Origin of the sequence: Pseudomonas sp. NPDC078416, assembly GCF_050268485.1 — a bacterium.
Lineage (GTDB): Bacteria > Pseudomonadota > Gammaproteobacteria > Pseudomonadales > Pseudomonadaceae > Aquipseudomonas.
In genome coordinates, this window is record NZ_JBNNGV010000002.1 from 348,985 (window position 1) to 374,457 (window position 25,473).

19 protein-coding genes are annotated in these 25,473 nt (G+C 60.9%); 7 read left to right on the forward strand and 12 right to left on the reverse strand.

The annotated features are described in order from the left end of the window. Positions 1-104: 104 nt before the first annotated feature. Entirely contained in the window at positions 105-656 is a 552-nt protein-coding gene (locus tag ACQKEN_RS05465) for an NUDIX hydrolase (protein WP_427684216.1), read from the forward strand. A gap of 50 nt (positions 657-706) precedes the next feature. Next, positions 707-1,270: a L,D-transpeptidase family protein gene (locus ACQKEN_RS05470; protein ID WP_427684218.1), complete on the forward strand. Its 564-nt coding sequence runs from the start codon at positions 707-709 to the stop codon at positions 1,268-1,270. A gap of 158 nt (positions 1,271-1,428) precedes the next feature. Here the strand turns inward: ACQKEN_RS05470 and ACQKEN_RS05475 are convergent, their stop codons facing one another. Further along, a complete protein-coding gene (locus tag ACQKEN_RS05475) occupies positions 1,429-1,740 on the reverse strand; it encodes an NGG1p interacting factor NIF3 (protein WP_427684220.1) in 312 nt (103 codons plus the stop codon). Positions 1,741-1,746: 6 nt separating this feature from the next. After that, positions 1,747-5,646: a phosphoribosylformylglycinamidine synthase gene (purL, locus tag ACQKEN_RS05480; protein WP_427684222.1), complete on the reverse strand. Its 3,900-nt coding sequence runs from the start codon at positions 5,644-5,646 to the stop codon at positions 1,747-1,749. A 213-nt stretch (positions 5,647-5,859) separates the two neighbouring features. On the opposite strand from purL, the gene mltF reads away from it, so the two are divergent. After that, positions 5,860-7,320, forward strand: coding sequence for a membrane-bound lytic murein transglycosylase MltF (mltF, locus tag ACQKEN_RS05485; RefSeq protein WP_427684224.1), 1,461 nt, complete (start codon positions 5,860-5,862; stop codon positions 7,318-7,320). A 33-nt stretch (positions 7,321-7,353) separates the two neighbouring features. Here the strand turns inward: mltF and tadA are convergent, their stop codons facing one another. Together tadA and ACQKEN_RS05495 are read right to left on the reverse strand one after the other, a co-directional pair. Beyond that, on the reverse strand, positions 7,354-7,836 hold the full coding sequence (tadA, locus tag ACQKEN_RS05490; RefSeq protein WP_427684226.1) for a tRNA adenosine(34) deaminase TadA: 483 nt from the start codon (positions 7,834-7,836) through the stop codon (positions 7,354-7,356). Beyond that, positions 7,836-9,209 carry a multicopper oxidase family protein gene (locus tag ACQKEN_RS05495; protein WP_427684228.1) on the reverse strand — a complete coding sequence of 458 codons (1,374 nt, stop codon included), beginning with the start codon at positions 9,207-9,209 and terminating at the stop codon, positions 7,836-7,838. The genes tadA and ACQKEN_RS05495 overlap by 1 nt, the downstream gene beginning before the upstream one ends. Before the next feature lie 238 nt (positions 9,210-9,447). On the opposite strand from ACQKEN_RS05495, the gene ACQKEN_RS05500 reads away from it, so the two are divergent. Next, complete coding sequence (locus ACQKEN_RS05500; protein ID WP_427684259.1) at positions 9,448-12,312, forward strand: dermonecrotic toxin domain-containing protein; 2,865 nt, start codon at positions 9,448-9,450, stop codon at positions 12,310-12,312. Between the two features lie 89 nt (positions 12,313-12,401). Here the strand turns inward: ACQKEN_RS05500 and guaA are convergent, their stop codons facing one another. From guaA to ACQKEN_RS05515, 3 genes are all read right to left on the reverse strand, one after another. Beyond that, on the reverse strand, positions 12,402-13,979 hold the full coding sequence (gene guaA / locus ACQKEN_RS05505; RefSeq protein ID WP_108120879.1) for a glutamine-hydrolyzing GMP synthase: 1,578 nt from the start codon (positions 13,977-13,979) through the stop codon (positions 12,402-12,404). Positions 13,980-14,077: 98 nt separating this feature from the next. Beyond that, positions 14,078-15,547, reverse strand: coding sequence for an IMP dehydrogenase (gene guaB / locus ACQKEN_RS05510; RefSeq protein ID WP_122535039.1), 1,470 nt, complete (start codon positions 15,545-15,547; stop codon positions 14,078-14,080). 126 nt (positions 15,548-15,673) lie between these two features. Next, positions 15,674-16,222, reverse strand: a complete 549-nt coding sequence (locus tag ACQKEN_RS05515; RefSeq protein WP_074886647.1) for a sugar ABC transporter ATPase — start codon at positions 16,220-16,222, stop codon at positions 15,674-15,676. 135 nt (positions 16,223-16,357) lie between these two features. On the opposite strand from ACQKEN_RS05515, the gene xseA reads away from it, so the two are divergent. From xseA to leuA, 3 genes are all read left to right on the forward strand, one after another. After that, complete coding sequence (gene xseA, locus ACQKEN_RS05520) at positions 16,358-17,737, forward strand: exodeoxyribonuclease VII large subunit (protein WP_427684230.1); 1,380 nt, start codon at positions 16,358-16,360, stop codon at positions 17,735-17,737. Between the two features lie 48 nt (positions 17,738-17,785). Continuing rightward, on the forward strand, positions 17,786-18,583 hold the full coding sequence (locus ACQKEN_RS05525) for a peptidoglycan DD-metalloendopeptidase family protein (RefSeq protein WP_427684261.1): 798 nt from the start codon (positions 17,786-17,788) through the stop codon (positions 18,581-18,583). Between the two features lie 481 nt (positions 18,584-19,064). Further along, positions 19,065-20,750 carry a 2-isopropylmalate synthase gene (gene leuA / locus ACQKEN_RS05530; RefSeq protein WP_427684232.1) on the forward strand — a complete coding sequence of 562 codons (1,686 nt, stop codon included), beginning with the start codon at positions 19,065-19,067 and terminating at the stop codon, positions 20,748-20,750. A 65-nt stretch (positions 20,751-20,815) separates the two neighbouring features. On the opposite strand, the gene ACQKEN_RS05535 is transcribed toward leuA, so the two are convergent. The 5 genes from ACQKEN_RS05535 to der all read right to left on the reverse strand — a co-directional run. Continuing rightward, entirely contained in the window at positions 20,816-21,223 is a 408-nt protein-coding gene (locus ACQKEN_RS05535) for a hypothetical protein (RefSeq protein WP_074886306.1), read from the reverse strand. Between the two features lie 278 nt (positions 21,224-21,501). Next, positions 21,502-21,948: a hypothetical protein gene (locus tag ACQKEN_RS05540; RefSeq protein ID WP_427684234.1), complete on the reverse strand. Its 447-nt coding sequence runs from the start codon at positions 21,946-21,948 to the stop codon at positions 21,502-21,504. Positions 21,949-22,006: 58 nt separating this feature from the next. Beyond that, entirely contained in the window at positions 22,007-22,798 is a 792-nt protein-coding gene (locus ACQKEN_RS05545) for an amidohydrolase (RefSeq protein ID WP_427684236.1), read from the reverse strand. Next, positions 22,786-23,934 (reverse strand): pyridoxal phosphate-dependent aminotransferase, encoded by a 1,149-nt coding sequence (locus ACQKEN_RS05550; protein WP_427684238.1) that lies wholly within the window; start codon positions 23,932-23,934, stop codon positions 22,786-22,788. The genes ACQKEN_RS05545 and ACQKEN_RS05550 overlap by 13 nt, the downstream gene beginning before the upstream one ends. A gap of 118 nt (positions 23,935-24,052) precedes the next feature. Further along, positions 24,053-25,473: ribosome biogenesis GTPase Der (der, locus tag ACQKEN_RS05555; protein ID WP_427684240.1), on the reverse strand; the 1,421-nt coding region annotated here is incomplete at its 5' end.

Sequence of the window (25,473 nt, forward strand, 5' to 3'; positions counted from 1 at the left end):
ACGCGCCCAAGTCTTGTAGGACAACCCGCGTGCGAAGACGCCTCTTGCCGTCCACCCGCGCTACAGCTCAAGATAGCCGCTGCCAACAGGAACCCGATTCGATCATGAAATTCTGCAGCAACTGCGGCGAACAGGTCATCCAGCGTATCCCCGAGGGCGACAGCCGCCCGCGTTACGTGTGTGAACATTGCGACACCATTCACTACCAGAACCCCAACATCGTCGCCGGCGTCGTGCCGGTGTGGGGCGAAAAGGTGCTGCTGTGCCGCCGCGCCATCGAGCCGCGACTGGGCTACTGGACACTGCCCGCCGGCTTCATGGAAAACGGCGAAAGTGTCGAACAGGCCGCCCGCCGGGAAACGCTTGAAGAAGCCTGCGCGGAGGTCGAAGACCTGCACTTGTATTCGATGATCGACGTGCCGCACATCAATCAGGTGCACATTTTCTACCGCTCGAACCTGGTCAAACCGGAGTTCGCGGCCGGCATCGAAAGCCTTGAGGTGAAGTTGTTTGACGAAGCCGACATCCCGTGGTCGGAGCTGGCTTTCCAGACCGTCAGGCGTACCCTAGAATGCTTTTTCCGCGATCGGCGGCAACAGGATTTCCAGGTGCGCACCGATTGCCTGTCCGTCACACCCCCTCTTAAAACCACTTGATCAAGACGATGGCGCGCGACTGCCGCGCAGGCTTCAGGGATACCCTTTTCATGCGTTGGTTGCTTGCCGTTTTATGCCTGTCGGTTGTGCCGCTGTCCCAGGCTGCGTTCACCCAGACCATCGTGCCCAAAGGCAGCGAACAGAAGTTCGTTGGCGGAAAGGTCGTCGACACCCAGAACATCGCGGACCGGACCATCGATAAGGTGCTGGTGCTCAAATCCGCGCATCAGCTGCAGCTGATCAGCCGTGGCGAGGCGCTGAAGACCTACCGGATCTCACTGGGCAAGGCGCCCATCGGACCGAAACTGCAAGAGGGAGACCAGCGCACACCGGAGGGTTTCTACTGGCTCGACTGGCGCAAGACCAGCGACGCCTACAACCTGTCGATGCACATTTCCTACCCCAACATTTCCGATGCCGCACGCGCCCGCCGCGAAGGCGTGAAACCCGGCAGCATGATCATGATTCACGGCACGCCGATCAACGACGATTACCCGGAGTGGTATTTCCACACCCTGGACTGGACGAACGGCTGCATCGCCATGCGCAACAGCGATATTCGTGAGGTGTGGGATCTGGTGAAAGACGGCACGATGATCGAGATTCGACCTTGAGGTAACTGTAGGAGCCGGCTTGCTGGCGAACGGGGATGTCGCAGTCAACATTTTCGTCAACGGTCTACCGCGTTCGCCAGCAAGCCGGCTCCTACAGAGGGACAGCGGTGCTGACATTCAAGAAGACCGACATTGACGGAACACGGAATGCGGTGGAGCTAGATATCTTCCAGCTTCCACACATCATAAGCCGGTACTTCGTAGGGATGACTGGCCTTCAGCGCAGCCACCGCCTGCCTGATCAGCTCATCTGACACGACAAGCTCAACCTTCCATTCCTGAACCTGCTCGACCTCGCCGGCTTGCCCGATGAACGGCTGACTGCCGTCCAGCGGACGAAACTGACCTTGCCCGAGTACCTGCCATGAGCAGCAGTCATACGCGCCGATTCGCCCCGCACCGGCGGCGAATAACGCATTTTTGACCTGCTCCACATGGCTGGGTGGCACAAAGAAGGCCAGCTTATACATCAGCGGTCAGTTCACCCAAACGCGCGCATTACGGAACATGCGCATCCACGCGCCATCTTCAGCCCACTCATCCGGACGCCACGAGTTGGTCACGGCGCGGAACACGCGCTCAGGGTGCGGCATCATGATGGTCACCCGACCGTCGAGCGTAGTCAGACCCGCGATACCACGGGGCGAACCGTTCGGGTTGGCCGGATAGGTTTCAGTGACCTTGCCGTGATTGTCGACGAAACGCACGGCAACGGTGCCGGACAGATCGGTTTCAATCAGCGACTCAGGGGTCTTGAACTCAGCGTGGCCTTCGCCGTGGGCAATGGCGATTGGCATGTGCGAGCCGGCCATGCCTTGCAGGAAGATCGACGCCGACTTCTGGATTTCGACCATCGCCACGCGCGCTTCGAACTGCTCCGAGCGGTTGCGCACGAAGTGCGGCCAGAACTCGCTGCCCGGGATCAGCTCGCTGAGGTTGGACATCATCTGGCAACCGTTGCAAACGCCCAGGGCGAAGCTGTCGCTGCGGGCGAAGAAGCCCTGGAACGCGTCCCGTGCACGGCTGTTGAACAGCGCGGACTTGGCCCAGCCTTCACCGGCACCCAGCACGTCGCCGTAAGAGAAACCACCGCACGCCACGAGACCTTTGAAGTCGTTGAGGTCGACGCGACCGGCGAGGATGTCGCTCATGTGCACGTCGACCGAGGCGAAACCGGCGCGGTCGAAGGCAGCCGCCATTTCAACCTGACCGTTGACGCCCTGCTCACGCAGCACCGCCACTTGTGGACGAACGCCCTTCTTGATGTAAGGCGCAGCGATGTCGTCGTTGACGTCATAGCCCAGCTTCACGTTCAGGCCCGGGTTGTCTTCTTCCAGCAGCGCATCGAATTCCTGATCGGCGCAATCGGCGTTATCACGCAGGCGCTGGATCTGATAGCTGGTTTCGCTCCACTGACGCTGCAGCAGGCGACGATCGCCTTTGAACACGGTGTCACCGCTCAGGCTGATGATCACGTCGCTGTTGTTGATCGGCTTACCTATCACGGCGACGCAATCTTCGCCAAGGCCGGCAGCGCTGAACTGCGCGAGCACGAGCGGCGTGGCGTCCTGGCGAACCTGGATTACCGCACCCAGCTCTTCGTTGAACAGAATGGCCGCGACTTTTTCGCGCTTGCCGGTCAGCGTGTCGAGTTCGAGGTTCAGGCCACAATGGCCTGCGAACGCCATCTCCAGCACGGTCGCCATCAAGCCACCGTCGGAACGGTCGTGGTAGGCCAGCAGGTGGCCGTCGGCGTTGAGGCCCTGGATGACGGCAAAGAAGGCTTTCAGGTCTTCGGCGTCATCGACGTCCGGTGCGACGCTGCCAAGCTTGCCGTGGGTCTGGGCGAGAATCGACGCACCCATGCGGTTCTGGCCACGGCCCAGGTCGATCACGATCAGATCGGTCAGGCCCTTGTCCATGCGCAGTTGCGGGGTCAGGGTCTTGCGGATGTCGGTGACCGGTGCGAAACCGGTGACGATCAGCGACAGCGGCGAGGTCACGGTTTTCTCGGTGCCTTCGTCGCTCCAGCGGGTTTTCATGGACATCGAGTCCTTGCCCACCGGAATGGTAATACCCAGCTCGGGGCACAGATCCATGCCAACTGCTTTCACGGTGTCGTAAAGACGCGCGTCTTCGCCCGGGTGACCGGCAGCAGACATCCAGTTGGCAGACAGCTTGATGTCGGAAAGCTTGCCGATGCTCGACGCCGCAATGTTGGTCAGGGTCTCGCCAATGGCCATGCGGCCAGACGCCGGAGCGTCCAGCAATGCCAGCGGGGTGCGCTCGCCCATCGCCATGGCTTCGCCGGTGTACACGTCAAAGCTGGTTGCGGTAACGGCGACGTCTGCCACCGGCACTTGCCACGGGCCGACCATCTGGTCGCGATTGACCATGCCGGTGATGCTGCGGTCGCCAATGGTAATAAGGAAGCTCTTGCTCGCCACCGCCGGGTGATGCAGCACGCGCTGGACGCTTTCTTCGATGTCGAGCACGCTTGGGTCGAAGTCGTCGCCCAGTTCTGTTTCACGCTCGGCCGAACGGTGCATGCGCGGGGCCTTGCCCAGCAGCACTTCCAGCGGCATGTCGACAGGGTTGTTGCCGAAATGGCTGTCAGTGACGGTCAGTTGCGGCTCTTCAGTCGCCTCGCCTACCACCGCAAACGGGCAACGCTCACGTTCGCAGATGGCTTTGAAGCGCTCGAAATCAGGGGCGCTGACGGCCAGTACATAACGTTCCTGGGACTCGTTGCTCCAGATTTCCAGCGGCGCCATGCCTGGCTCGTCGTTCGGCACGTTGCGCAGCTCGAACCGGCCACCGCGACCGCCGTCGTTGACCAGTTCAGGGAAGGCGTTGGACAGACCGCCCGCCCCGACGTCATGGATGAACGCGATCGGGTTGGCTTCACCCAGCTGCCAGCAGCGGTCGATGACCTCCTGGCAGCGGCGTTCCATTTCCGGGTTTTCACGTTGTACCGAAGCGAAGTCCAGGTCAGCCGAGCTGGTGCCGGTGGCCATGGAGGAAGCCGCGCCGCCGCCCAGACCGATCAGCATCGCCGGGCCGCCGAGCACGATCAGCTTGGCGCCGACGGTGATTTCAGCCTTCTGTACGTGCCCTTCGCGAATGTTGCCCATGCCGCCTGCGAGCATGATCGGCTTGTGGTAGCCGCGAACTTCATCGCCGTGGGGCGTGCTGATCGACTGCTCGAAGGTACGGAAATAGCCGGTCAGCGCCGGGCGACCGAACTCGTTGTTGAACGCCGCGCCACCCAGCGGGCCTTCAATCATGATGTCCAGCGGCGTGACGATGCGCTCGGGTTTGCCGTACGGCTTCTCCCACGGCTGCTCGAAACCCGGAATGTTCAGGTTGGACACCGTGAAACCGGTCAGGCCGGCTTTCGGCTTGGCACCACGTCCGGTGGCGCCCTCGTCACGGATCTCGCCGCCGGAACCGGTGGCAGCGCCCGGGAACGGAGCGATCGCCGTCGGATGGTTGTGGGTTTCGACCTTCATCAGAATGTGCACCGGCTCCTGAACAGCGCCGTACTCGCGGCTTTCAGGATTCGGGAAGAAGCGGCCGGCCACGCTGCCGACGATCACCGAGGCGTTGTCCTTGTAAGCGGACAGCACGCCCTCGTTGTGCATCTGGTAGGTGTTCTTGATCATGCCGAACAGGCTTTTTTCCTGGCTCTGGCCGTCGATATCCCAACTGGCGTTGAAGATCTTGTGACGGCAGTGCTCGGAGTTTGCCTGGGCGAACATCATCAGTTCGATGTCGTGAGGGTTACGCTTGAGGCCGGTGAACGCGTTCACCAGGTAATCGATTTCGTCTTCGGCCAGGGCCAGACCCAGTTCGACGTTGGCCTTTTCCAGCGCAGCGCGGCCGCCACCCAGTACGTCGATGGCGATCAGCGGCTTGGGCTCGGCGTGGCTGAACAGGCTGGAGGCCTCTTCCAGCGCGCCCAGTACGATCTGGGTCATGCGGTCGTGCAGCGCGTTGGCGATCAGCTGTGCGTCGGCGTCGCTGAACTGGCCTTCTACATAAAAGGCAATACCGCGCTCAAGACGCTGGATCTTGGTCAGGCTGCAATTGCGCGCGATGTCGGTGGCCTTGCTCGACCATGGCGAAATGGTGCCGAAACGCGGGAGGACCAGGAACAGGCGGCCCGCAGGCTCCTGAACCGGCACGCTCGGACCGTATTTCAGCAGGCGGGCAAGGACTTGCTGCTCGTCTTCGGTCAGAACGCCATTGACCTCAGCGAAGTGGGCGAATTCAGCGTACAGGCCACTGACAGCCGGAACTTTATCGTTCAGCTGCGCAAGTAATTTCTTGTGGCGGAAGGCGGAAAGGGCGGGAGCACCACGCAGGATCAACATCGTCGGGACAGCCTCGGGAAGGGGGTGTGCGTTGAGGCCGTGCATTCTAGCCTAATCAGTCTGCATCGGCACCCGAAACCACGGCGTGGAATGCACCCGAATGTCGGCTCCGAGCGCTTGCCCGCGCCGGAAGGTAAAAAATCCTCTGCTCTATCAGACGCGACCCGCGCTGTCGAGATATGGCGGTATGGCTCCTTTGCGTATACTGCACCGATGTTTTCCCAATCAGATTTCCGCCCACGCTGTGCCAAGTGGCTCATCGCAACCGGAATCTTCCTGCTGCTCGGCGCGTGTGTGGAGAAACCCAACACGCTGGAACGAGTCAAGGAGGATGGCGTTCTGCGCGTCGTCACCCGCAACAGCCCGGCAACCTATTTCCAGGACCGCAACGGTGAAACCGGTTTCGAGTACGAACTGGTGAAGCGTTTCGCCGACGATCTGGGCGTTGAACTGAAAATAGAAGCTGCCGACAACCTCGACGACCTGTTCGATCAGATGGGCAAGCCCGGCGGCCCTGTGCTGGCGGCAGCGGGCCTGGTGAGCAGCGAAAACCGCGCGAAGCAGGTGCGTTTTTCCCACTCCTATCTTGAAGTCACCCCGCAGGTCATTTATCGCAACGGCCAGTCGCGCCCCACCGATCCGGGCGATCTGGTCGGCAAGCGCATCCTCGTCCTTAAAGGCAGCAGCCACGCCGAGCAGCTGGCAGCGCTGAAGATCAAGTACCCCGGCATCAACTACGAAGAATCCGATCAGGTCGAAGTCGTCGACCTGCTGCGCATGGTGGATGAGGGCCAGATCGACCTGACCCTGGTGGATTCCAACGAACTGGCGATGAATCAGGTGTATTTCCCCAACGTTCGCGTCGGCTTCGACCTCGGCGATGGCCGCGATCAGCGTTGGGCCGTGGCATTGGGCGATGACAACAGTCTGCTCAACGAGATCAACGCCTATCTCGACAAGATGCAGAAGAACGGCATGCTGCAGCGGCTCAAAGACCGCTATTACGGACATGTTGACGTCCTCGGTTACGTCGGTGCCTACACCTTCGCCCAGCATTTGCAGGAACGCCTGCCCAAGTACGAAAAGCACTTCCAGGCCGCTGCCAAGTCTGAGCAGGTCGACTGGCGGCTGCTGGCCGCAATCGGTTATCAGGAATCATTGTGGCAGCCGGGGGTGACGTCGAAGACCGGTGTGCGCGGCTTGATGATGCTGACCCAGAGCACGGCCCAGGCCATGGGTGTGTCCAATCGGCTTGACGCAAAACAAAGTATTCAAGGCGGCGCCAAGTATTTTGCCTACGTCAAAGAACAGCTCGACGACTCGATTCAGGAGCCGGATCGCACCTGGCTGGCGCTCGCGTCCTACAACATCGGCAGCGGCCATCTGGATGACGCGCGCAAGCTGGCGGAAAGCGAAGGCCTGAATCCGAACAAGTGGCTGGACGTAAAGAAGATGCTGCCGCGTCTGTCGCAGAAGAAGTGGTACAGCAAGACCCGCTACGGCTATGCCCGGGGCGGCGAACCGGTCAGCTTCGTTGCCAACATCCGCCGTTATTACGACATCCTGACCTGGGTGACGCAGCCGCAGATGGAAGGCGGTCAGGTCGCGGAAGGTTCGCTGCATGTACCCGGTGTGGACAAGACCAAGCCGTCTGAAGAGAAAGCGCCGCTTTAGTCAGCGTCAGAATCCGCTCGCCGTCGCACCGAACTACCCCTTCGCCCGCCTCATCCTGAAAAACTCGCTCAGCATCGTCCCGCACTCCTCCCCCAGCACCCCACCTTCAAACAGCACGCGATGGTTCAGGAAAGGCTGCATGAAGAACTGCCCCTGACTCTGCACCACCCCGGCCTTGGGCTCAGTCGCGCCATACACCACCCGGCTGATGCGCGAGTGCACGATCAAACCGGCGCACATGCTGCAGGGTTCCAGCGTCACATACAGGGTGCTGCCAGGCAGACGGTAATTGCTCAGTGATTGCGCCGCCGCACGGATGGCAACCATCTCGGCGTGGGCACTGGGATCGCTGCCACTGATGGGGCAGTTAAAACCGCGGCCCACGATTTCACCGTCCTGCACCACCACCGCGCCGACCGGCACCTCGCCCAGCAACGCACCCTCCGCCGCCAGCGCCAACGCTTCACGCATGAAATGCTGATCGCGACTGCGATCGATGATGGGCGGCTGACGCATCAGGAGACCTCGATAGCGGCCATGAGGCCGGTTTCCATGTGGTCGATCACATGGCAGTGAAACATCCACACGCCGGGATTATCCGCGACCAAGGCAACGCGCGCGCGCTCGTTGCGCCCCAGCAGATAGGTGTCCGTAAAATACGGAACCACCTTCTTTCGATTGGAAGCAATGACTTTGAAACTCATCCCATGCAAGTGAATGGGATGCTGATACTGCGTCATGTTCTTCAGCTCGAAGATGTAACTCTTGCCGCGTTCAAGCTTGGCGATCGGCCGGTCCGCGCAGGTCTTGTCGGTGATGTCCCACGCCTGGCCATTGATCTGCCACAAGCTGGGCGGCTTGCCGTTGTCGACATTCACCGACACCGAACCGAACCACTCGAAATTGAAATTGAGCTTCTCGGCGTTGGCCAGATCAGGCTCGGCAACCGGATTGGCCGGCAGCTCAGGCGGCCACTCGCCCGGCGTATCGGTGCTGGCCACCGAACGAAATGTGCCCAGCCGCACGGGGCCGTTGCGCAGGGAAATCTCTTCACCGGCGGCAGGCGCCTTGATCGCCAGACAGATGCGCATGCCCGGCCCCAGCCAGTAATCCTTGCCCAGCGGGCGCGGTTTGACCGGGTTGCCGTCCAGGGCGTAGATCATCGCCTCGGCGCCCTTCAGGTTCAGGCGATAAGTCACCGTGTTGTCGAGATTGAGGATGCGCACCCGGGTGATTTGCCCGGCAGGCAGCTCGACGACGCCTTGTGGCACGCCATTGATCGTCGACAGGCGCCCCGCCGTGCCCTCGCGTGCAGCCTCGCGAATAACGCTGAAATCAGTGAAAGCGCCCTGCTCGTCCACGTGCCAGCTCTTCAGGCTGACAACGCGTTCGTGGGCAAACCCGGTCGGCTCGCGCTCCTCGACGATGAGCGGCCCAACCAGCCCGCGGCCCAGTTCTTCGCTGCTGCTAACGTGGGGGTGATACCAGTAGCTGCCGGCGTCCGGCACGCGGAATTTATAGTCGAAGTACTCGCCCGGTTTAACCGGCAACTGCGAGACGTAAGGCACGCCGTCCATCTCCAGCGGCAGCCGGATGCCGTGCCAGTGAATCGTGGTTTCAACGGGCAGATGATTGATGAAGCGCACCCGTAGCCACTCGCCCTGTCTGACGCGCAGTTCAGTGCCTGGCGCCGAGCCGCCGAATGCCCAGGCGGGCGTCTGGTGCCCGGCCACCAGCTCAACGTCGAGCGGCGCGGCGATCAATTCGTAATCGTGCCCCTCGCCCGGCCCGCGTTTGCCGAGCCAATACCTTGAGGCGCCGCCAGCGCCAAGCCCGACCACGGCAAGACCGGCCAGACCTCCGAGTATCTGTCGACGGGTAAAAGACATGTACAAAAAACCTCAACAACGACTGACCGCATCCGGGAACGATGCAGGGGGCGGACACGATACACCGGCACTTACAGAAATTTAAGGAGACCGCGTACGCAATACATATTTAGTGCCAAATGAATCGGGGATCACGCCAAGCTTGTCCTCCCATTCATCAAGGAAGACGAATATGACCGTTGCACCCGCCCGCCCACCCGTTGCATCCCTGAGCCAGGACCGAACTGCCCTCGTTAAAATGAGTGAGCGCCTGGTCGAGGCCTGCCCGGACATGCGCGAAATGGCCCGCAGCATCGCCCAGGAAATTCTCCTGCGTCACACCGGTCACGATACCGAGCCCGACACAGTTTACTGGCACTGCTTCCACACCGCAGAGAGCAGCCCGCGATCGTTCAATGGCTGGCAACACCGGGATGCGCCCTATCAATCGATGACCCTCCCGCAGCTGGTCATGCACCGTTTCAATCCCCACGATCAGGACAACGCCGATACCCTGCAGATGCTCAGCGGGTTCTACACCGCTGCCCCTGATGCAGAAGCGTTCGATGAACGAAACGAGGTCAGGATGTTGCCCGCGCAGGTCATGAGCGACTTCTGGGCGGTGGATTTCAAATCCCGCTATCAAGGGAAGCTGGACGCTTTCTGGCGGGACTTTGCCGACGATTTCCGCACTCTGGCCAAAGCCAACTTCATCGCCAGCGCCTTTGAAGACCAACACGCCGGCTGGCTCAGTGAAGAAGATCTGCTAACCGTCTTGCGTGCGGCTAACGTTGTACCGACCGATTCTCCTAGCCTGCAAACACTCCAGGCCAGCGCGCCGGCCAGTGTTGACGCGAACGTCTGGACCTTCGATGTCATCGGCTACGAAGCCAGCGACATCTTGCGAATCGTGACCGCCAGCGGCCGACAGATTCTCTACACGCCCGGCGAAGTACAGGCGTTTCATGCCTTCGATACGCCGGAAGAGCTGCACGGGTGGCTGCTGTCGCAGAACAACCGCCCGGAGCGACGTGCACGCTTCATGGGGCACTTCCCGCTGTCGGCACATGGCGAGGCCGATGAAAACATCGGGCTGTTTCACGGCCTGGATGTGCTCTACAGCACATGGGGATCTGCTCATCCCGGCCTGATCAATCAACAGAGTCGGCCTGTGTCAGGGGACCCGTTCGCTCATCTGCGCGACGCAATCCGGGCGCGGATGTTTGCCGACGCAGACCTGGCACTGCATTCAAATGCCGACCTGCGCAAACAGATGTGGATCGGCTATCTGCGGTCGTTCTCTCAGCTTTCCGGTGCGCTGGCAGCGATTGACTGGCCGATTGCGCTGGCAGCCGTGGGCGCCGGCATCGCCGACATGGGGCTCAACATCGATCAGGCCTTGAACGGCGCGAGCACGGCGCAACGCGAGGCCGGAGTCATCGGCGCTGTCACGGCGGCCATCGACACGCTGTTTAATAGCGCATTTCTTGCGGGCGGAGAGGCGTTGGCGGAAGGCGAGTTACCGCAGCCTGAAGCCGGGTTGGAGCCAGCCCCCGAAGTCGATGAGCCTGTGGGTGGGTTCGTAGAAACGCCGGGCTTGGAACCCGAATCCGTTTACCCCACTGAGCGTAACGATGGGCTGAATTCTTTCGAGACCAACATGCTGCTGGATGCCTTCGAGCCCATACGTGAAGAGGGCAGGATGAACGGCATCTACCTGACCGATCAAGGCGAAACCTTTATCGAGATCGATGGCTTCGCCTACGCCGTTCGCTACATCAACGAACTGAAATCCTGGGCCATCATCGACCCTGAGAACCCCTTCTCGTTTTATCGAAACCGGCCCGTCCGGCTCAACAGCGCTGGCAGGTGGGAGCCCATCATTCCGTTGAGTCTGCAAGGCGGAGGTAAAGCGATGAGCAAGATAGGGATTGGACGTGGGCCCGGCGTTTCACAACACACAGCGCCTTTGCCCAGCCCCTACGAAATACCGGAGGCACTCAGGTCCGATGTAATGGAAGGCGCGCAATTTGGTGGACGTCGTGTGGATGAGCGTTACCACAGTGGGGATTTCAGCACGCGCGATCCCTACGATGATTTCAAACGCCTGCGTGACGATTTGCGCAATGACGCCGACGCATTCTTCACGACACTCCAACTGCCGCCGCGTCCGGAAATCCCTGACCTGCGTACCGACGCGCCATTGAAAAGCACGCTGAAGACGCTGTTCCAACGCTCACCGGGTCTGGTCATCGGCGAGAGTCACGCCGGCATCGGTAGCAAACAGTTTCTGATCGAACAGATGCCGCGTCTCGCCAAGCTCAAGGTGCGAACACTGTATATGGAGCACCTGATGACCGATTTTCATCAGGCAGATCTGGATGCTTTTTCAAGGACCGGTGATATGTCGCCTCAGCTTGAAGCCTATGTCGACACCCTCGACAAAGGACATCGGACTGATCCCACCGGCAAATACACCTTCATGGCCGTGCTCAAAGCCGCCCGAGCCAATCGGGTGCGAATAAGCGCCATCGACTGCATGGCGAGTTACCGCCTCGACGGCGTAGAGGGTGGTGAACGAACCCTTAGGCAAAAAATGATGAACTACTTCGCCAAAGGCGTCATCGAGGCGGATCAGGCATCAAACAGTGGCAACTGGGTCGCGCTCGTCGGCAACTCCCACGCCAACACCTATCAGGGCATCCCGGGCGTGGCCGAACTGGAAGGCGCCATCGGATTGCGCATCGAAGATGTCCGCGTCATGGAGTCGGGAGCGGTAACCCTCGACCCTGGTGCCGAGATGTTTGATTCTATGGGACGTCGCGCAGGAACCGTAAAGAGCGACTTACGCCTGCAATACCTGAGTGAGGCGCCCAGGCAGGAAACCGACCTGGAAAATACGCTGCTCCACCCCGGCATGTTCACGCTCGAACGAACCGCCGAAGGGGTCACGCTTATACACCGCAATAAAGCAGGCGCTGCGGTTCATACGGAGGTTAAACACGAGGGTAATCGCGTGTACATCGACCGCCCGGCATGGCCCCGTGTGAGTGGGCGTCGGTTTGATACCTTGGCGGATCTGACCACGGCGCTGGAGCTGATGGGGATGAGGCTGGTGGGCTGAGGCGGAAAACGTAAAAAGCCGAGTGAGACGTTGAGGCTCACTCGGCTTTCGCTTACGACGGTGTAGCAGTAGTCAGCTGAGGTAGCCGATCATTCCCACTCAATCGTCGCAGGCGGCTTGCTCGACACGTCATAAGTCACGCGCGAAATGCCTTCGATCTCATTGATGATCCGGCCGCTCACCGTTTCCAGCAACTCGTAAGGCAGGTGCGCCCAACGTGCGGTCATGAAATCGATGGTCTCTACGGCACGCAGGGCGACGACCCAGGCGTAACGACGACCGTCGCCGACGACGCCAACCGATTTCACCGGCTGGAACACGACGAAAGCCTGGCTGACTTTGTGGTACCAGTCGGCTTTGCGCAGTTCTTCGATGAAGATGTGGTCGGCGCGACGCAGCAGGTCGGCGTATTCCTTCTTCACTTCACCGAGGATGCGCACGCCCAGGCCTGGGCCTGGGAATGGGTGGCGGTACACCATGTCGTACGGCAGGCCGAGTTCGAGGCCCAGACGGCGGACCTCGTCCTTGAACAGCTCGCGCAGTGGTTCGACCAGCTTGAGGTTCATCTCTTCCGGCAGGCCGCCCACGTTGTGGTGCGACTTGATGACGTGGGCCTTGCCGCTTTTGGCGCCAGCGGACTCGATCACGTCAGGGTAGATGGTGCCCTGGGCCAGGTATTTGATGTTGTCGAGCTTGGTCGACTCGGCGTCGAACACGTCGATGAAGGTGCGCCCGATGATCTTGCGCTTCTTCTCCGGATCGCTTTCGCCGGCCAGATTGTTGAGGAACTGGTCTTCGGCGTTGGCGCGGATCACCTTGACGCCCATGTTCTCGGCGAACATGGCCATGACTTGCTCGCCCTCGTGCAGACGCAGCAGGCCGTTGTCGACGAAGACGCAGGTCAGTTGGTCGCCGATGGCTTTGTGCAGCAGCGCTGCGACCACCGAGGAGTCAACACCGCCAGACAGACCCAGCAGCACGTTGTCGGTGCCGACCTGGGCGCGCACCTGGGCGATGGCGTCTTCAGCGATCTTGGACGGGGTCCACAGCGCTTCGCAGCCGCAGATGTCGAGAATGAAGCGCGACAGGATGCGACCGCCCTGCTTGGTGTGGGTCACTTCCGGGTGGAACTGCACGCCGTAGTAGCCGCGGGTGTCGTCGGCCATGCCAGCGATCGGGCAGCTAGGGGTGCTGGCCAGTACGTGGAAGCCTTCCGGGATTTCGGTAACTTTGTCGCCGTGACTCATCCACACGTCGAGACCGAAGACGCCATCGGCGTCGACGTGGTCTTCGATGCCATCCAGCACGCGGCTCTTGCCGACGACGTCGACTCGGGCATAACCGAACTCACGCAATTCGGAGCCGGCCACGCGGCCGCCGAGCTGCTCGGCCATGGTTTGCATGCCGTAGCAGATACCGAAGATCGGCACGTTCAGGTCGAACACGGCCTGCGGCGCGCGCGGGCTGTCGGCAACGTGGACGGACTCGGGGCCGCCGGCGAGGATGATGCCTTTTGGGGCGAATTCGCGGATCGCTTCGTCCGACATGTCGAACGGGTGCAGTTCGCAGTAAACGCCGATTTCGCGAACGCGACGGGCGATCAGCTGGGTGTACTGAGAACCGAAGTCCAGGATCAGGATGCGGTGGGCGTGAATGTCGAGGGCCATAGTCATTCTCGTCGAAAATCAGAAACAAGACGGGGCTGTCATGAACAGCCCCGGTACACAATTCGTGAAACGCGCCTGAGTCATCAGGCGCGTTCCGATCAACCTACGCGGTAGTTCGGCGCTTCCTTGGTGATCTGCACGTCGTGAACGTGGGACTCAGCCATGCCGGCACCGGTGATGCGCACGAATTCAGGCTTGGTGCGCATTTCGTGGATGTCGGCGCTGCCGGTGTAGCCCATGGAAGAGCGCAGGCCACCCATCAACTGGTGAACGATGGCCGTCAGCGAACCCTTGTACGCAACGCGGCCTTCGATACCTTCCGGTACGAGTTTTTCCGCGCCGTCGGACGAGTCCTGGAAGTAACGGTCCGACGAGCCTTGGGCCTGGGACATTGCGCCCAGCGAACCCATGCCGCGATAGGCTTTGTACGAACGGCCCTGGAACAGTTCGATCTCGCCCGGTGCTTCTTCGGTACCGGCAAACATCGAACCCATCATCACGCAGTAGGCGCCGGCAACGATGGCCTTGGACAGGTCACCCGAGAAGCGGATGCCGCCGTCGGCGATCAGCGGAACGTCGGTGCCTTCCAGCGCCGAAGCCACGTTGGCGATGGCGCTGATTTGCGGGACGCCCACGCCAGCGACGATACGGGTGGTGCAGATGGAGCCGGGACCGATACCGACCTTGACGCCGTCAGCGCCGGCTTCGACCAGTGCGAGTGCAGCGGCGCCGGTGGCGATGTTGCCGCCGATGACTTGCACGTCAGGAAAGTTCTGTTTGACCCAGCGAACGCGGTCGATCACGCCTTTGGAGTGGCCGTGTGCGGTGTCGACAACGATGACGTCCACGCCCGCAGCTACCAGCGCGCTGACGCGTTCGCCGGTGTCTTTACCAGTGCCGACTGCAGCGCCGACACGCAGGCGACCCTGGTCGTCTTTGCTCGCCAGCGGCCAGGCTTTGGATTTCTCGATGTCCTTGACGGTCATCATGCCCTTGAGCGCGAACTTGTCGTCGACGATCAGGACTTTTTCCAGACGGTGCTTGTGCAGCAGATCGCGCACTTCGTACTTGTCGGCGCCTTCGCGGACGGTGACCAGACGCTCTTTCGGCGTCATCACTTCGCGAACGGCGATATCGAGGCGGGTTTCAAAACGCACGTCGCGGGAGGTCACGATGCCGACGAGCTCGCCGTCATGCAGGACCGGAACGCCGGAGATGTTGTGTTGACGGGTCAGTTCGAACAGATCGCGAACAGTGGCGTCAGCCTCGATGGTGATCGGATCCTTGACCACACCCGCTTCGAACTTCTTGACCTTGCGCACTTCGGCAGCTTGCTGCTCGACGGTCATGTTCTTGTGGATGATGCCGATGCCGCCTTCCTGAGCCATGGCGATCGCCAGACGGGCTTCGGTGACGGTGTCCATAGCGGCGGAAACGAGGGGGATGTTGAGTTCGATGCCACGGGTCAGGCGTGTTTTAAGACTGACTTCGTTGGGAAGCACCTCGGAATAACCGGGCACAAGGAGAATGTCGTCGAATGTAAGGGCTTCTTGGCTGATACGCAGCATCGCTGGGCTCCCGAGCGGGAAAATGGAAGCGCGCCATTGTACCCAGACACCTGCACTATCTCAATGTAAAGATCAGGCTATTTACTAATGAACCCGATTAATACGCCCAGTGACAGCAGCCAAGACCTACATCCTGACTTTGACGTGGGACACCGGACGGTCCATGCGCTCGGCAAACGCCTCGACAAAGCTGCTTTTAAAGCCGGCATCTAGCCAGTTGTTGAAGATGAAACCCAGATTCGAGAACCCGCACGGCTCCAGAAAAAGAAACCCGTTGATGTCGTCTTCATGGCGACATTCGGGGCACATGAAGTTGTCGGTGTGGCCCGGCATCCAGTCTTCCAGGCTGTCGAACAGGGCTTCGCCGATCTCGCGCCGGCATTCCGGGCAACCGGCCTCCTCCTTGAAGCCCTGCTGCGGCGTATAGATGCACCGCTTGAGGACGATTTCCAGGCCATTGACCGGTTGACCGAACGGCAAGGCATCAGGGTTTTCGACGAAACGTCGCGCGCCCGGCGCAACCGCGTAGGCCATGCGGTTGAAGCTGCGCCCACAAGTGGTCAGGGATTCCTCGACGACGTTCAGCTTCACCAGCCAGCGCAGGATCGCCCGCGCCTTCGCTTCGTGCGCAGGAAAGCTGGAGATTTGCGGGACGATGATGCTCTGGGTGTCCATGACGGGCCTGTTTGACGAGTAATCGGGGCCGGCAGCTTAATCGCGCTGTCGGTGACGTCAAGTATGGCCGTCGGGGCGCGCGCCGTCAGCGATCTCATCTGGTGACCCGTGCCCCAATGCCTTTATGATGCCGCCATGATCAAAGACCCCTTCGCAAGACTCGGCCTTGACCGGGACGTCCTCACTGTCAGCCAGCTCAACGGCCGCGCACGCGTGCTGCTGGAGGATGTGTTCTCCAGCATCTGGGTGGAGGGCGAGATTTCCAACCTCTCGCGTCCCGCCTCCGGGCACGTTTACTTCACGCTGAAGGATTCAGGCGCCCAAGTGCGTTGCGCGCTGTTTCGCAGCAATGCCGCGCGGGTGCGTCAGGCGTTGAAGGACGGCCTGGCGGTCAAAGTGCGCGGCAAGGTCTCGCTATTTGAAGGTCGCGGCGACTATCAGCTGATTCTCGACACGGTGGAGCCTGCTGGCGATGGCGCGCTGCGTCTGGCTTTCGATGCGTTGAAAGAAAAGCTCAGCGCCGAAGGCTTGTTCAGCGCCGAGCGCAAGGTCGCCCTGCCCCTGCACCCCAAGCGTATCGGCATCATCAGCTCCCCGACCGGTGCAGTGATTCGCGACATCATCAGCGTGTTTCGCCGTCGCGCGCCCCAGGTCGAACTCACCCTGATTCCCACCGCCGTGCAGGGCCGCGAAGCCATCGGCCAGATCGTGCGCGCCCTGAAGCTCGCGGATGGCCGCGGCTTTGATGCGTTGATCCTGGCGCGGGGCGGCGGATCGCTGGAGGACCTGTGGTGCTTCAACGAAGAGGCCGTCGCCCGCGCAATCGATGCGTGCGTGACGCCGATCGTCAGCGCGGTCGGGCACGAAACCGATGTCTCGATCAGTGACTTCGTCGCCGACGTGCGCGCACCGACGCCCTCCGCCGCCGCTGAGCTGCTGGCGCCGGATTCAAGTGATTTGCACCGCCGCGTCGACAGCCTGGAGCGCCGACTGATCAGCCGCATGCAGGACCGGCTGATGCGCGAGAAATTGCGCCTGGACGGTATCTCCCGCCGCTTGCGTCACCCTGGCGAGCGCCTGCGCCAGCGCGCCCAGCGCCTCGACGATCTGGACATGCGCATGCGCCGGGCCTTTGAACAGCAGATGCACAAGCGCCAGGTGCGCATGAGCCACCTGGAAAGCCGCCTCGCCGCGCAACACCCGGGACGCACGCTGATGTTTCTGCGTCAGCGCCTGGCGGTACTTGCCGAGAGGCTGCCCCGTGCGATCAAGGAAAACCTCAAGACCCGTCGCCTGCAGCTGCAAAGTCAGGTGCAGACGCTCAACGTGGTCAGCCCGCTGGCGACCCTGGGCCGTGGTTACAGTATTTTGCTGGATGAACGCGGCAGGGCCGTTCGCGCTGCCGAGCAGACGCATCAGGGTCAGCGCCTGACGGCAAAGCTGGCGGACGGCGAGCTGCAAGTGCGCGTCGAAGACAACCATCTGACGCCTGTCACCCTTTCACTTCTGGATTGATCAATGCTGCCTCTTCTATCCCGTTCGTTGGTCACCGCTGCCTTGGTCATGTGCGCCGCCCTGCCCGCCTGCGCCGACAGCTACATTTCCCGCCTGCTCAACAAGCCGGTACCGGGCGGCGTAGCGGTGGTCGACCTCGGCCCTTCCGCGCAAGCGCCCAAGGCCACGTGGCAAGGCAAACCGGTGCTGGTGGTCAAGGATCAGGACGCGCGCTGGCTGGCCATCGTCGGCATCCCGCTGACCATCAAGCCAGGCAGCCCGCAACAGGTTAGCAGCGGCGGTCGCAACCTGCCTTTCGTGGTGGGCAACAAGAAGTACCCGGAGCAGCGCATCACGCTGAAGAATCAGCGTCAGGTCAATCCGAACCCGGACGACTTGAAGCGCATCGAGCAGGAGCTCGACGTGCAAGTCCGCGCCTACCGTACGTTCAGTCCCGTGACGCCGAGCAACCTTCTGCTGGACAAGCCGGTGGACGGGCCGCTCTCCAGCAAATTCGGTGTGCGGCGCTTTTTCAACGGTGAGGAGCGTAATCCTCACGCCGGACTGGACTTCGCGGTCCCTGCCGGGACGCCTATCAAGTCGCCGGCGGCGGGCAAGGTGATTCTGATCGGTAACTACTTCTTTAACGGCAACACGGTGTTCGTCGATCACGGGCAGGGCTTCATCAGCATGTTTTGCCATATGTCGAAGATCGACGTGAAAGTCGGCGATGCCGTGCCGCGCGGTGGCGTGGTCGGGCGCGTAGGTTCGACTGGCCGCGCGACGGGGCCGCATATGCACTGGAACATCAGCCTGAATGACGCGCGGGTGGATCCGGCGATTTTCATTAATGCGTTTCAGCCGTAACGCTTGCCCAGGGTAATGGCCCTCTAGGACTGGCTTTAGCCGGGAACGCGTCGGACGCTTCATCGCGAATGTGATGGCGTGAAATCTGGCCCCTTCCCGGCTGAAGCCGGTCCTACAATTGGAATGCATACATCCTGCTGAGCTTGCTCACGAGCACCCATTAGGACCAGCCCCAACCGTGACGGCAATTTAATCGCGCAAGCCCTCGAAATACGGCAATAACATCTCGACCATGTGTTTTTAGCGGTAGCTTCTCTCAATTTTTCCCAACCGCTTGCCAGCTTTCACCCTATTGGTTACGTTTGGCGACATGAAAACCTCTCGCACCCTCATTCTGATGCGTCAACATCGCTGCCTCTGCCTCGTCAGTGCACGACTGCAAAGCTGAACGCGGTGCCTCGACGCTCATCCCGCAGTGCTACTCTCGCATCAACCGGCTGGCCGCCTTTTTTCGGCCCTGAGTACAACAAGGATTATTCACATGACCATGCTCAAAGATCCCTCGACGAAGTACCGCGCCTTTCCTGTCATCGACCTGCCTGACCGCACCTGGCCTTCCAAGACCATCACTGCGGCGCCGATCTGGTGCAGTTCCGACTTGCGTGACGGTAACCAGTCCCTGATCGAGCCCATGGATGCGGTCAAAAAGCTGCGATTCTGGAAAACCCTCGTGCAAGTGGGCGTCAAGGAAATCGAAGCCTCCTTCCCGTCCGCGTCGCAAACCGATTTCGATTTCGTGCGCACGCTCATCGAAGACGGCCACATCCCGGACGACACCACCATTCAGGTGCTGACCCAGGCCCGCGAAGACCTCATCGCACGGACGTTCGAATCCCTGCGCGGTGCGAAGAAAGCCATCGTGCACCTGTACAACGCCACCTGCCCGTCCTTCCGCCGCATCGTCTTCAACCAGGACAAAGCAGGCGTCAAAGCCATCGCCGTGAATGCCGCTCAGCTGTTCGTCAAATACGCCGCCCAGCAGCCAGAAACCCAATGGCAGTTCGAGTACTCGCCTGAGACCTTCAGCGCTACCGAGCTGGAGTTCGCCAAGGAAGTCTGCGACGCCGTCATCGAAGTGTGGAACGCGACGCCGCAGAACAAGGTGATCCTCAATCTGCCTGCAACCGTCGAAGTCGCCACCCCGAATATTTACGCCGACCAGATCGAATGGTTCTGCCGCAACATTTCCCGTCGTGACAGCGTGATCATCAGCCTGCACACCCATAACGACCGTGGCACCGGCGTCGCCGCAACCGAGCTGGGCCTGATGGCCGGCGCGGATCGCGTTGAAGGCTGCCTGTTCGGCAACGGCGAGCGCACCGGTAACGTCGACCTCGTGACCGTCGCGCTGAACATGTACACCCAAGGCCTGAATCCGCAGCTGGACTTTTCCGACATCGACGGCGTGCGCAAGGTGGTCGAGGAGTGCAACCAGATTCCGGTGCACCCGCGTCATCCGTACGTTGGCGATCTGGTACACACCGCGTTTTCCGGCTCTCACCAGGACGCGATCCGCAAGGGCTTCACTCAGCAGAAGGACGGCACGTTGTGGGAAGTACCTTACTTGCCAATCGACCCGGCTGACATTGGCCGCAGCTACGAAGCGGTCATCCGCGTCAACAGCCAGTCCGGCAAAGGCGGGATCACCTACCTGCTCGAACAGGAATACGGCATTTCCCTGCCGCGCCGCATGCAGATCGAGTTCAGCCAGGTGGTTCAGGGCGAGACCGATCGTCTGGGCCTGGAGATGAGCGCTCAGCAGATTTACTCGCTGTTCAAGCGTGAATACCTGCAGGCCAACAAGCCGTACGCATTGGTCAGCCACCGCTTACAGGAAGAGAACGGCAACAGCGCCGTGGAAGTGGAAGTGACCGGCAAGGGTGACAGCGAGAGCAACCTGCGCTGGAAAGGCACGGGCAATGGTGCGCTGGAAGCATTGGTCGCCGGTCTGCCGGTGCCGGTCGAGATCATGGACTACAACGAGCACGCCATTGGCGCAGGCACCACGGCCAAGGCCGCTGCCTACATCGAGCTGCGTGTGAATGGCGACCGCGCAGTGCACGGCGTCGGTATCGACGAGAACATCACCACGGCCAGCTTCAAGGCCCTGTTCAGCGCGCTCAACCGTGGCGTGCAGCAGGCTGAAGAAGCCACCAAAGCGGCGTAACGCACCGCGATGCAAAAAGGCCCTGAAGTGCAAACTTCAGGGCCTTTTGTTTTAGCGCTGGATAATCAGGCCGTGGTGTCGACTTTGACTTTCATCAGGTTCAACAGGGAAGCCTGCAACGCGCCCAACTGAGCCATGGTCCCGGAAATCTGCTGCTGGATCGCCATGACCTGCGTGGCCTTCAGCTCATCCGGCGTCTTGCTGCCCTGTACAGCGGCCAACTGAGCCTGCTGCTGCTGAAGCATTTTCTGGGTTCGCTCAATCTGCTCCTGCAACTGCTTGATCATCTCCTCCTTCATGCTCGGCGCGTCGCCCGACTCAGTGGCTCCGGCCGCCTTGGTGTCGCCATAGACGTTGCCACGCAACTCGACGCTGGCGGTCTTGGCATCGCTCTTGGTGGAGTCGTCGGTTTTGACAGCAGCCGTAAACACGCTGGAGTAAGCACCCAACGAACTGGTGTTGATGGTGGTCATGATGAACTCCTTATGAGGTGCACTTTGTATCGGCCAGCGTACAAACATCTGAAGTCGAATTATTTTCCGGCTGATCGTGCCACCTCTCATTCGTAGGAGCCGGCTTGCTGGCGAACCCATGTTGTCAGTCGATGCGAGGGCAACTGACCTGATGCCTTCGCCAGCAAGCCGGCTCCTACAGCCTGATGCTACACGTGAGCCCCCAACGACCTATATGCCACGCACGAGAACGCCCCATGACCGAAGTCATGGAGCGTCTGTATCTCAGAATCAATGAATCAGGCGGTGGTGTTGATGCTGCCGGACTTCTGCAGTTGCAAGAGCGCGGCCTGTTCCGTGGACAAGCTGGCGGTCGTCGACGATATCTGTCCCTGAATGGCCATCACGCGGGCGGACTTTTCCTCGTCAGTGTCAGAGCTGGCCTGGGCGGCAGCGAGCTGCTGTTGCTGTTCCTGCAAGCGCTTCTGGGTTTCCTTGATCTGCTCTTCCAGCTTCGCGATGGCCTGCTCGCTGGTGCTGGAGGAATCAGAGGCCCCACCCGCTCCGCCAGCACCGCCAGCACCGCCAGCGCCACCTGCCGCAGTGGCTGTGGTCGACGCAGATGCCGACGTGGCATCTGTGGTGGAGGTGTCGCTGTCAGCCGCCGCTGTTGTGGCGTCTTTCTTGACCGCAACGGTGAAGCTGCTGGAGTAGGAACTCAATGAGGATGCGTTAATGGTGGTCATACCGATCTCCTGTCTGGGTACAACCGCTATCGACCCCTGCCCCCTCAACTCCATGACATTACTGTATCTCGAATGTATCAGCGTCGAGACAGGCCGGGAATTTCTCGCGATACGCCGCCAGGCTCTGCGCTGACAAGCTGACCTGAAACACGCCATCGGCCTCGCCGATGTTAAGCAGGCTCTCGCCCTGGAAGTCCAGCACTTGGCTGTCGCCGGTATAGGCGAAGCCCTTGCCATCAATGCCCACGCGATTCACTGCCGCGACGTAACACAGGTTCTCGATGGCCCGCGCCGGAAGCAAGCGGTTCCAGTGCAGACGGCGCGCGCCCGGCCAGTTGGCGGTGTACAGCAGCAGATCGGTATTGTACGCGTCACGGCTCCACACCGGAAAACGCAGGTCGTAGCAGATCAGCGGACGAATCCGCCAGCCCTTGAGTTCGAACTGAACCTGGCGCTCGCCCGGGCTGTAATGCTCATGCTCGCCGGCCATTCTGAACAGATGGCGCTTGTCGTAATGCAGCAGCTCGCCGTCCGGCCGCGCCCACAGCAAGCGATTGCGATGGCTGCCGTCAGCGGCGCGAATGATCACGCTGCCGGTCACCACGGCATCCAGTTGCCTGGCCTGCGCCAGTATCCACTGCGCCGTCGGGCCGTCTCCGGGCTCGGCCAGGGTTTCGGACTCCATGGTAAAGCCGGTGGTGAACATCTCCGGCAGGATCACCAGATCCGCGCCCTTGGCCTGGGCCAGCAGCTCTTCGAAGTGGGCGTGATTCGCCGGGGCGTCGTGCCAGACCAGCGTGGTCTGGACCAGCGCGATGTTCAGATTGGGCAGCGTACTCAAATCGCGCATAGTTTTTCCGCCGCCAGACGCAGCGTCTCCTCACGTTTGGGAAAACACAGCCGGATCAGGCGCTGGCCCTCGGGCGGACTCTGATAGAACACCGAAATCGGAATGCTCGCCACACCGTGCTCGCGGGTCATCCACAACGACATGTCGACGTCATTGAGGTCCGGGCGGATCTGCGAATAATCAACGAGCTGAAAGTACGTGCCGCTGGCCCGCGTGAAGGTGAAGCGCGAGGCTTCCAGTCGATCGCAGAAATAGTCGCGTTTGGCCTGATAGAACGCCGGCAGTTCGTCGACGTGTTCAGGGTGCGCCGCCATGAAATCGGCCAGCGCCCACTGCAGCGGTGTGACGCCGCAGAACGCAACGAACTGGTGGATCTTGCGCGCTTCGGCGGTCAGCGCCGGCGGCGCAACGAGGTAGCCGGTTTTCCAGCCGGTGACGTGGTAAGTCTTGCCGAACGAACTGACGACAAATGCGCGTTGATACAGCTCATCATGGGCCAGCACGCTGGCATGCTGCAGGCCGTCGAACACCAGGTGTTCGTAGACCTCGTCGCTGAGCACGTAAATATCACGGTCGCGTATCAACGCCGCCAGGCGATCCAGTTCGTCGCGGGTGATCAACGCACCGCTGGGATTGTGCGGCGTGTTGATGACGATCATGCGGGTGCGGGGGCTCAACGCGGCGCTGAGTTTCTCCCAATCGATGGCGAAGTCGCCGTCTTTCAGCTGCACATGCACGCAGCGTCCACCGGCCAGTTCCACCGAAGGCGCATAGCTGTCGTAGCAAGGGTCGAAGACAATCACTTCATCGCCAGCGCTGACGACGGTTTGAATGGCGCAGAAGATGGCGTGTGTGGCGCCGGGTGTGATGGTGATTTCGCTGTCGACGCCGACCTGACGGCCGTAGCACCGGGCGATTTTCGCGGCGACTTGCTCGCGCAGTGCCGGGAGGCCGGCCATCGGCGCGTATTGGTTGTTGCCGTCCATGACGCGGCGGCAAAGGGCTTCACGCAGCGCATCGGGCCCATCGAAATCGGGAAAACCCTGAGACAGATTGATCGCCCCGGTTTCGGCGGCAAGCTGAGACATCACAGTAAAAATGGTGGTGCCAACGTTCGGCAGTTTGCTGGTGATCATGGGGTTTTCCTGCTCCACTCCCGACACCTGGAGGGCTCGGGGACCCGCAGGATAGCCCAGATGTCGCGCACAAAAAAAGGCGCCACTGGCGCCTTTTCCGAGAAAGACCTTTACACGATCAGCGCTTGTCGCGGCGCTTCTTGTCGGCCTTCTTGTGGTGCGACATCATCCGACGCTTCTTGTTGACCTGGCGGTCGGTCAGCGTGTTCTTGTTGCCTTCATACGGGTTCTCGCCACCCTTGAACTCGATGCGAATCGGCGTACCGACCAGCTTGAGCACACGGCGGTAGGTGTTCTCGAGATACCGGACGTACGACTTCGGTACTTTCTCGACCTGGTTACCGTGGATCACGATCAACGGCGGGTTCGCGCCACCCAAGTGTGCATAACGCAGCTTGATGCGGCGGCTGCCCACCATGGGCGGTGCGTGCTCGCTGACTGCGTCTTCCAGAATCTGCGTCAGGCGGCTGGTCGGCCAACGGGTCACAGCGGATTTGAACGAGTTCTGCACCGACTGATACAGGTTGCCCACGCCGGTGCCGTGCAGCGCCGAGATGAAGTGGATGTCGGCGAAGTCGACGAAGAACAACCGACGCTCCAGCTCGACCTTCACGTAATCGCGCTCGCTCGGCACCATGCCATCCCACTTGTTCAGCGCGATGACCAGGGCCCGACCGGATTCAAGGGCAAAGCCCAGAAGGTTGAGGTCGTGGTCGACGACGCCTTCACGGGCGTCCATCACGAAGATCACCACGTTGGCGTCTTTGATCGCCTGCAGGGTTTTCACCACGGAGAACTTTTCGACTTCTTCGTGGATCTTGCCGCGCTTGCGCACACCGGCGGTGTCGATCAGCGTGTACTTTTCCTCGTTGCGTTCGAACGGGATGTAAATGCTGTCACGGGTGGTGCCGGGCTCGTCGTAAACGATAACGCGGTCTTCACCGAGCATGCGGTTGACCAGCGTCGACTTGCCGACGTTAGGGCGACCGATGATGGCGATCTTGATGCCGTCTTTCTCGCTCGGACCCGGAATGCGCTTGGCTTCCTGACCTTCAGCGACGACTTCCTCTTCTTCGCCTTCTTCGACTTCGTCAGCGTCTTTCGGGAAATCGCGCAGGGCGATTTCGAGCATCTGCGTGATGCCTCGACCGTGAGCGCCGGCGACCGGAATCGCGTCACCCATGCCCAACGGTGCAAACTCGGCACGGGCCATGTCAGGGTCGATGTTGTCGACTTTGTTGGCAACGACGTAGGAGGTCTTGTTGCGCTTGCGCAGGTGCTCGCCAATCATCTGGTCGGCGGCTGTGAAGCCTGCTTTGGCGTCAACGAGGAACAACACGACATCGGCTTCTTCGATGGCCAGCAGCGACTGCTCGGCCATTTTTTCGTCCATGCCGTGTTCGTCACCGGAGATACCGCCGGTGTCGATCAGGATGTAGGAGCGCCCTTGCCACTTGGCCTCACCGTATTGGCGATCACGGGTCAGACCGGACAAGTCGCCGACGATGGCGTCGCGAGTCCTGGTCAGGCGTTTGAACA

Bases quoted from the DNA above. Each gene is read 5' to 3' on its own strand.
- leuA (WP_427684232.1), top strand. From the start codon at position 19,065: ATGACCATGCTCAAAGATCCCTCGACGAAGTACCGCGCCTTTCCTGTC.
- xseA (WP_427684230.1), top strand. From the start codon at position 16,358: ATGATCAAAGACCCCTTCGCAAGACTCGGCCTTGACCGGGACGTCCTC.
- ACQKEN_RS05540 (WP_427684234.1), bottom strand. From the start codon at position 21,948: ATGACCACCATTAACGCATCCTCATTGAGTTCCTACTCCAGCAGCTTC.
- ACQKEN_RS05525 (WP_427684261.1), top strand. From the start codon at position 17,786: ATGTGCGCCGCCCTGCCCGCCTGCGCCGACAGCTACATTTCCCGCCTG.
- ACQKEN_RS05470 (WP_427684218.1), top strand. From the start codon at position 707: ATGCGTTGGTTGCTTGCCGTTTTATGCCTGTCGGTTGTGCCGCTGTCC.
- ACQKEN_RS05545 (WP_427684236.1), bottom strand. From the start codon at position 22,798: ATGCGCGATTTGAGTACGCTGCCCAATCTGAACATCGCGCTGGTCCAG.
- guaA (WP_108120879.1), bottom strand. From the start codon at position 13,979: ATGGCCCTCGACATTCACGCCCACCGCATCCTGATCCTGGACTTCGGT.
- ACQKEN_RS05500 (WP_427684259.1), top strand. From the start codon at position 9,448: ATGAGTGAGCGCCTGGTCGAGGCCTGCCCGGACATGCGCGAAATGGCC.
- tadA (WP_427684226.1), bottom strand. From the start codon at position 7,836: ATGCGTCAGCCGCCCATCATCGATCGCAGTCGCGATCAGCATTTCATG.
- ACQKEN_RS05495 (WP_427684228.1), bottom strand. From the start codon at position 9,209: ATGTCTTTTACCCGTCGACAGATACTCGGAGGTCTGGCCGGTCTTGCC.
- ACQKEN_RS05550 (WP_427684238.1), bottom strand. From the start codon at position 23,934: ATGATCACCAGCAAACTGCCGAACGTTGGCACCACCATTTTTACTGTG.
- ACQKEN_RS05535 (WP_074886306.1), bottom strand. From the start codon at position 21,223: ATGACCACCATCAACACCAGTTCGTTGGGTGCTTACTCCAGCGTGTTT.
- ACQKEN_RS05465 (WP_427684216.1), top strand. From the start codon at position 105: ATGAAATTCTGCAGCAACTGCGGCGAACAGGTCATCCAGCGTATCCCC.
- ACQKEN_RS05475 (WP_427684220.1), bottom strand. From the start codon at position 1,740: ATGTATAAGCTGGCCTTCTTTGTGCCACCCAGCCATGTGGAGCAGGTC.
- mltF (WP_427684224.1), top strand. From the start codon at position 5,860: ATGTTTTCCCAATCAGATTTCCGCCCACGCTGTGCCAAGTGGCTCATC.
- ACQKEN_RS05515 (WP_074886647.1), bottom strand. From the start codon at position 16,222: ATGGACACCCAGAGCATCATCGTCCCGCAAATCTCCAGCTTTCCTGCG.
- guaB (WP_122535039.1), bottom strand. From the start codon at position 15,547: ATGCTGCGTATCAGCCAAGAAGCCCTTACATTCGACGACATTCTCCTT.
- purL (WP_427684222.1), bottom strand. From the start codon at position 5,646: ATGTTGATCCTGCGTGGTGCTCCCGCCCTTTCCGCCTTCCGCCACAAG.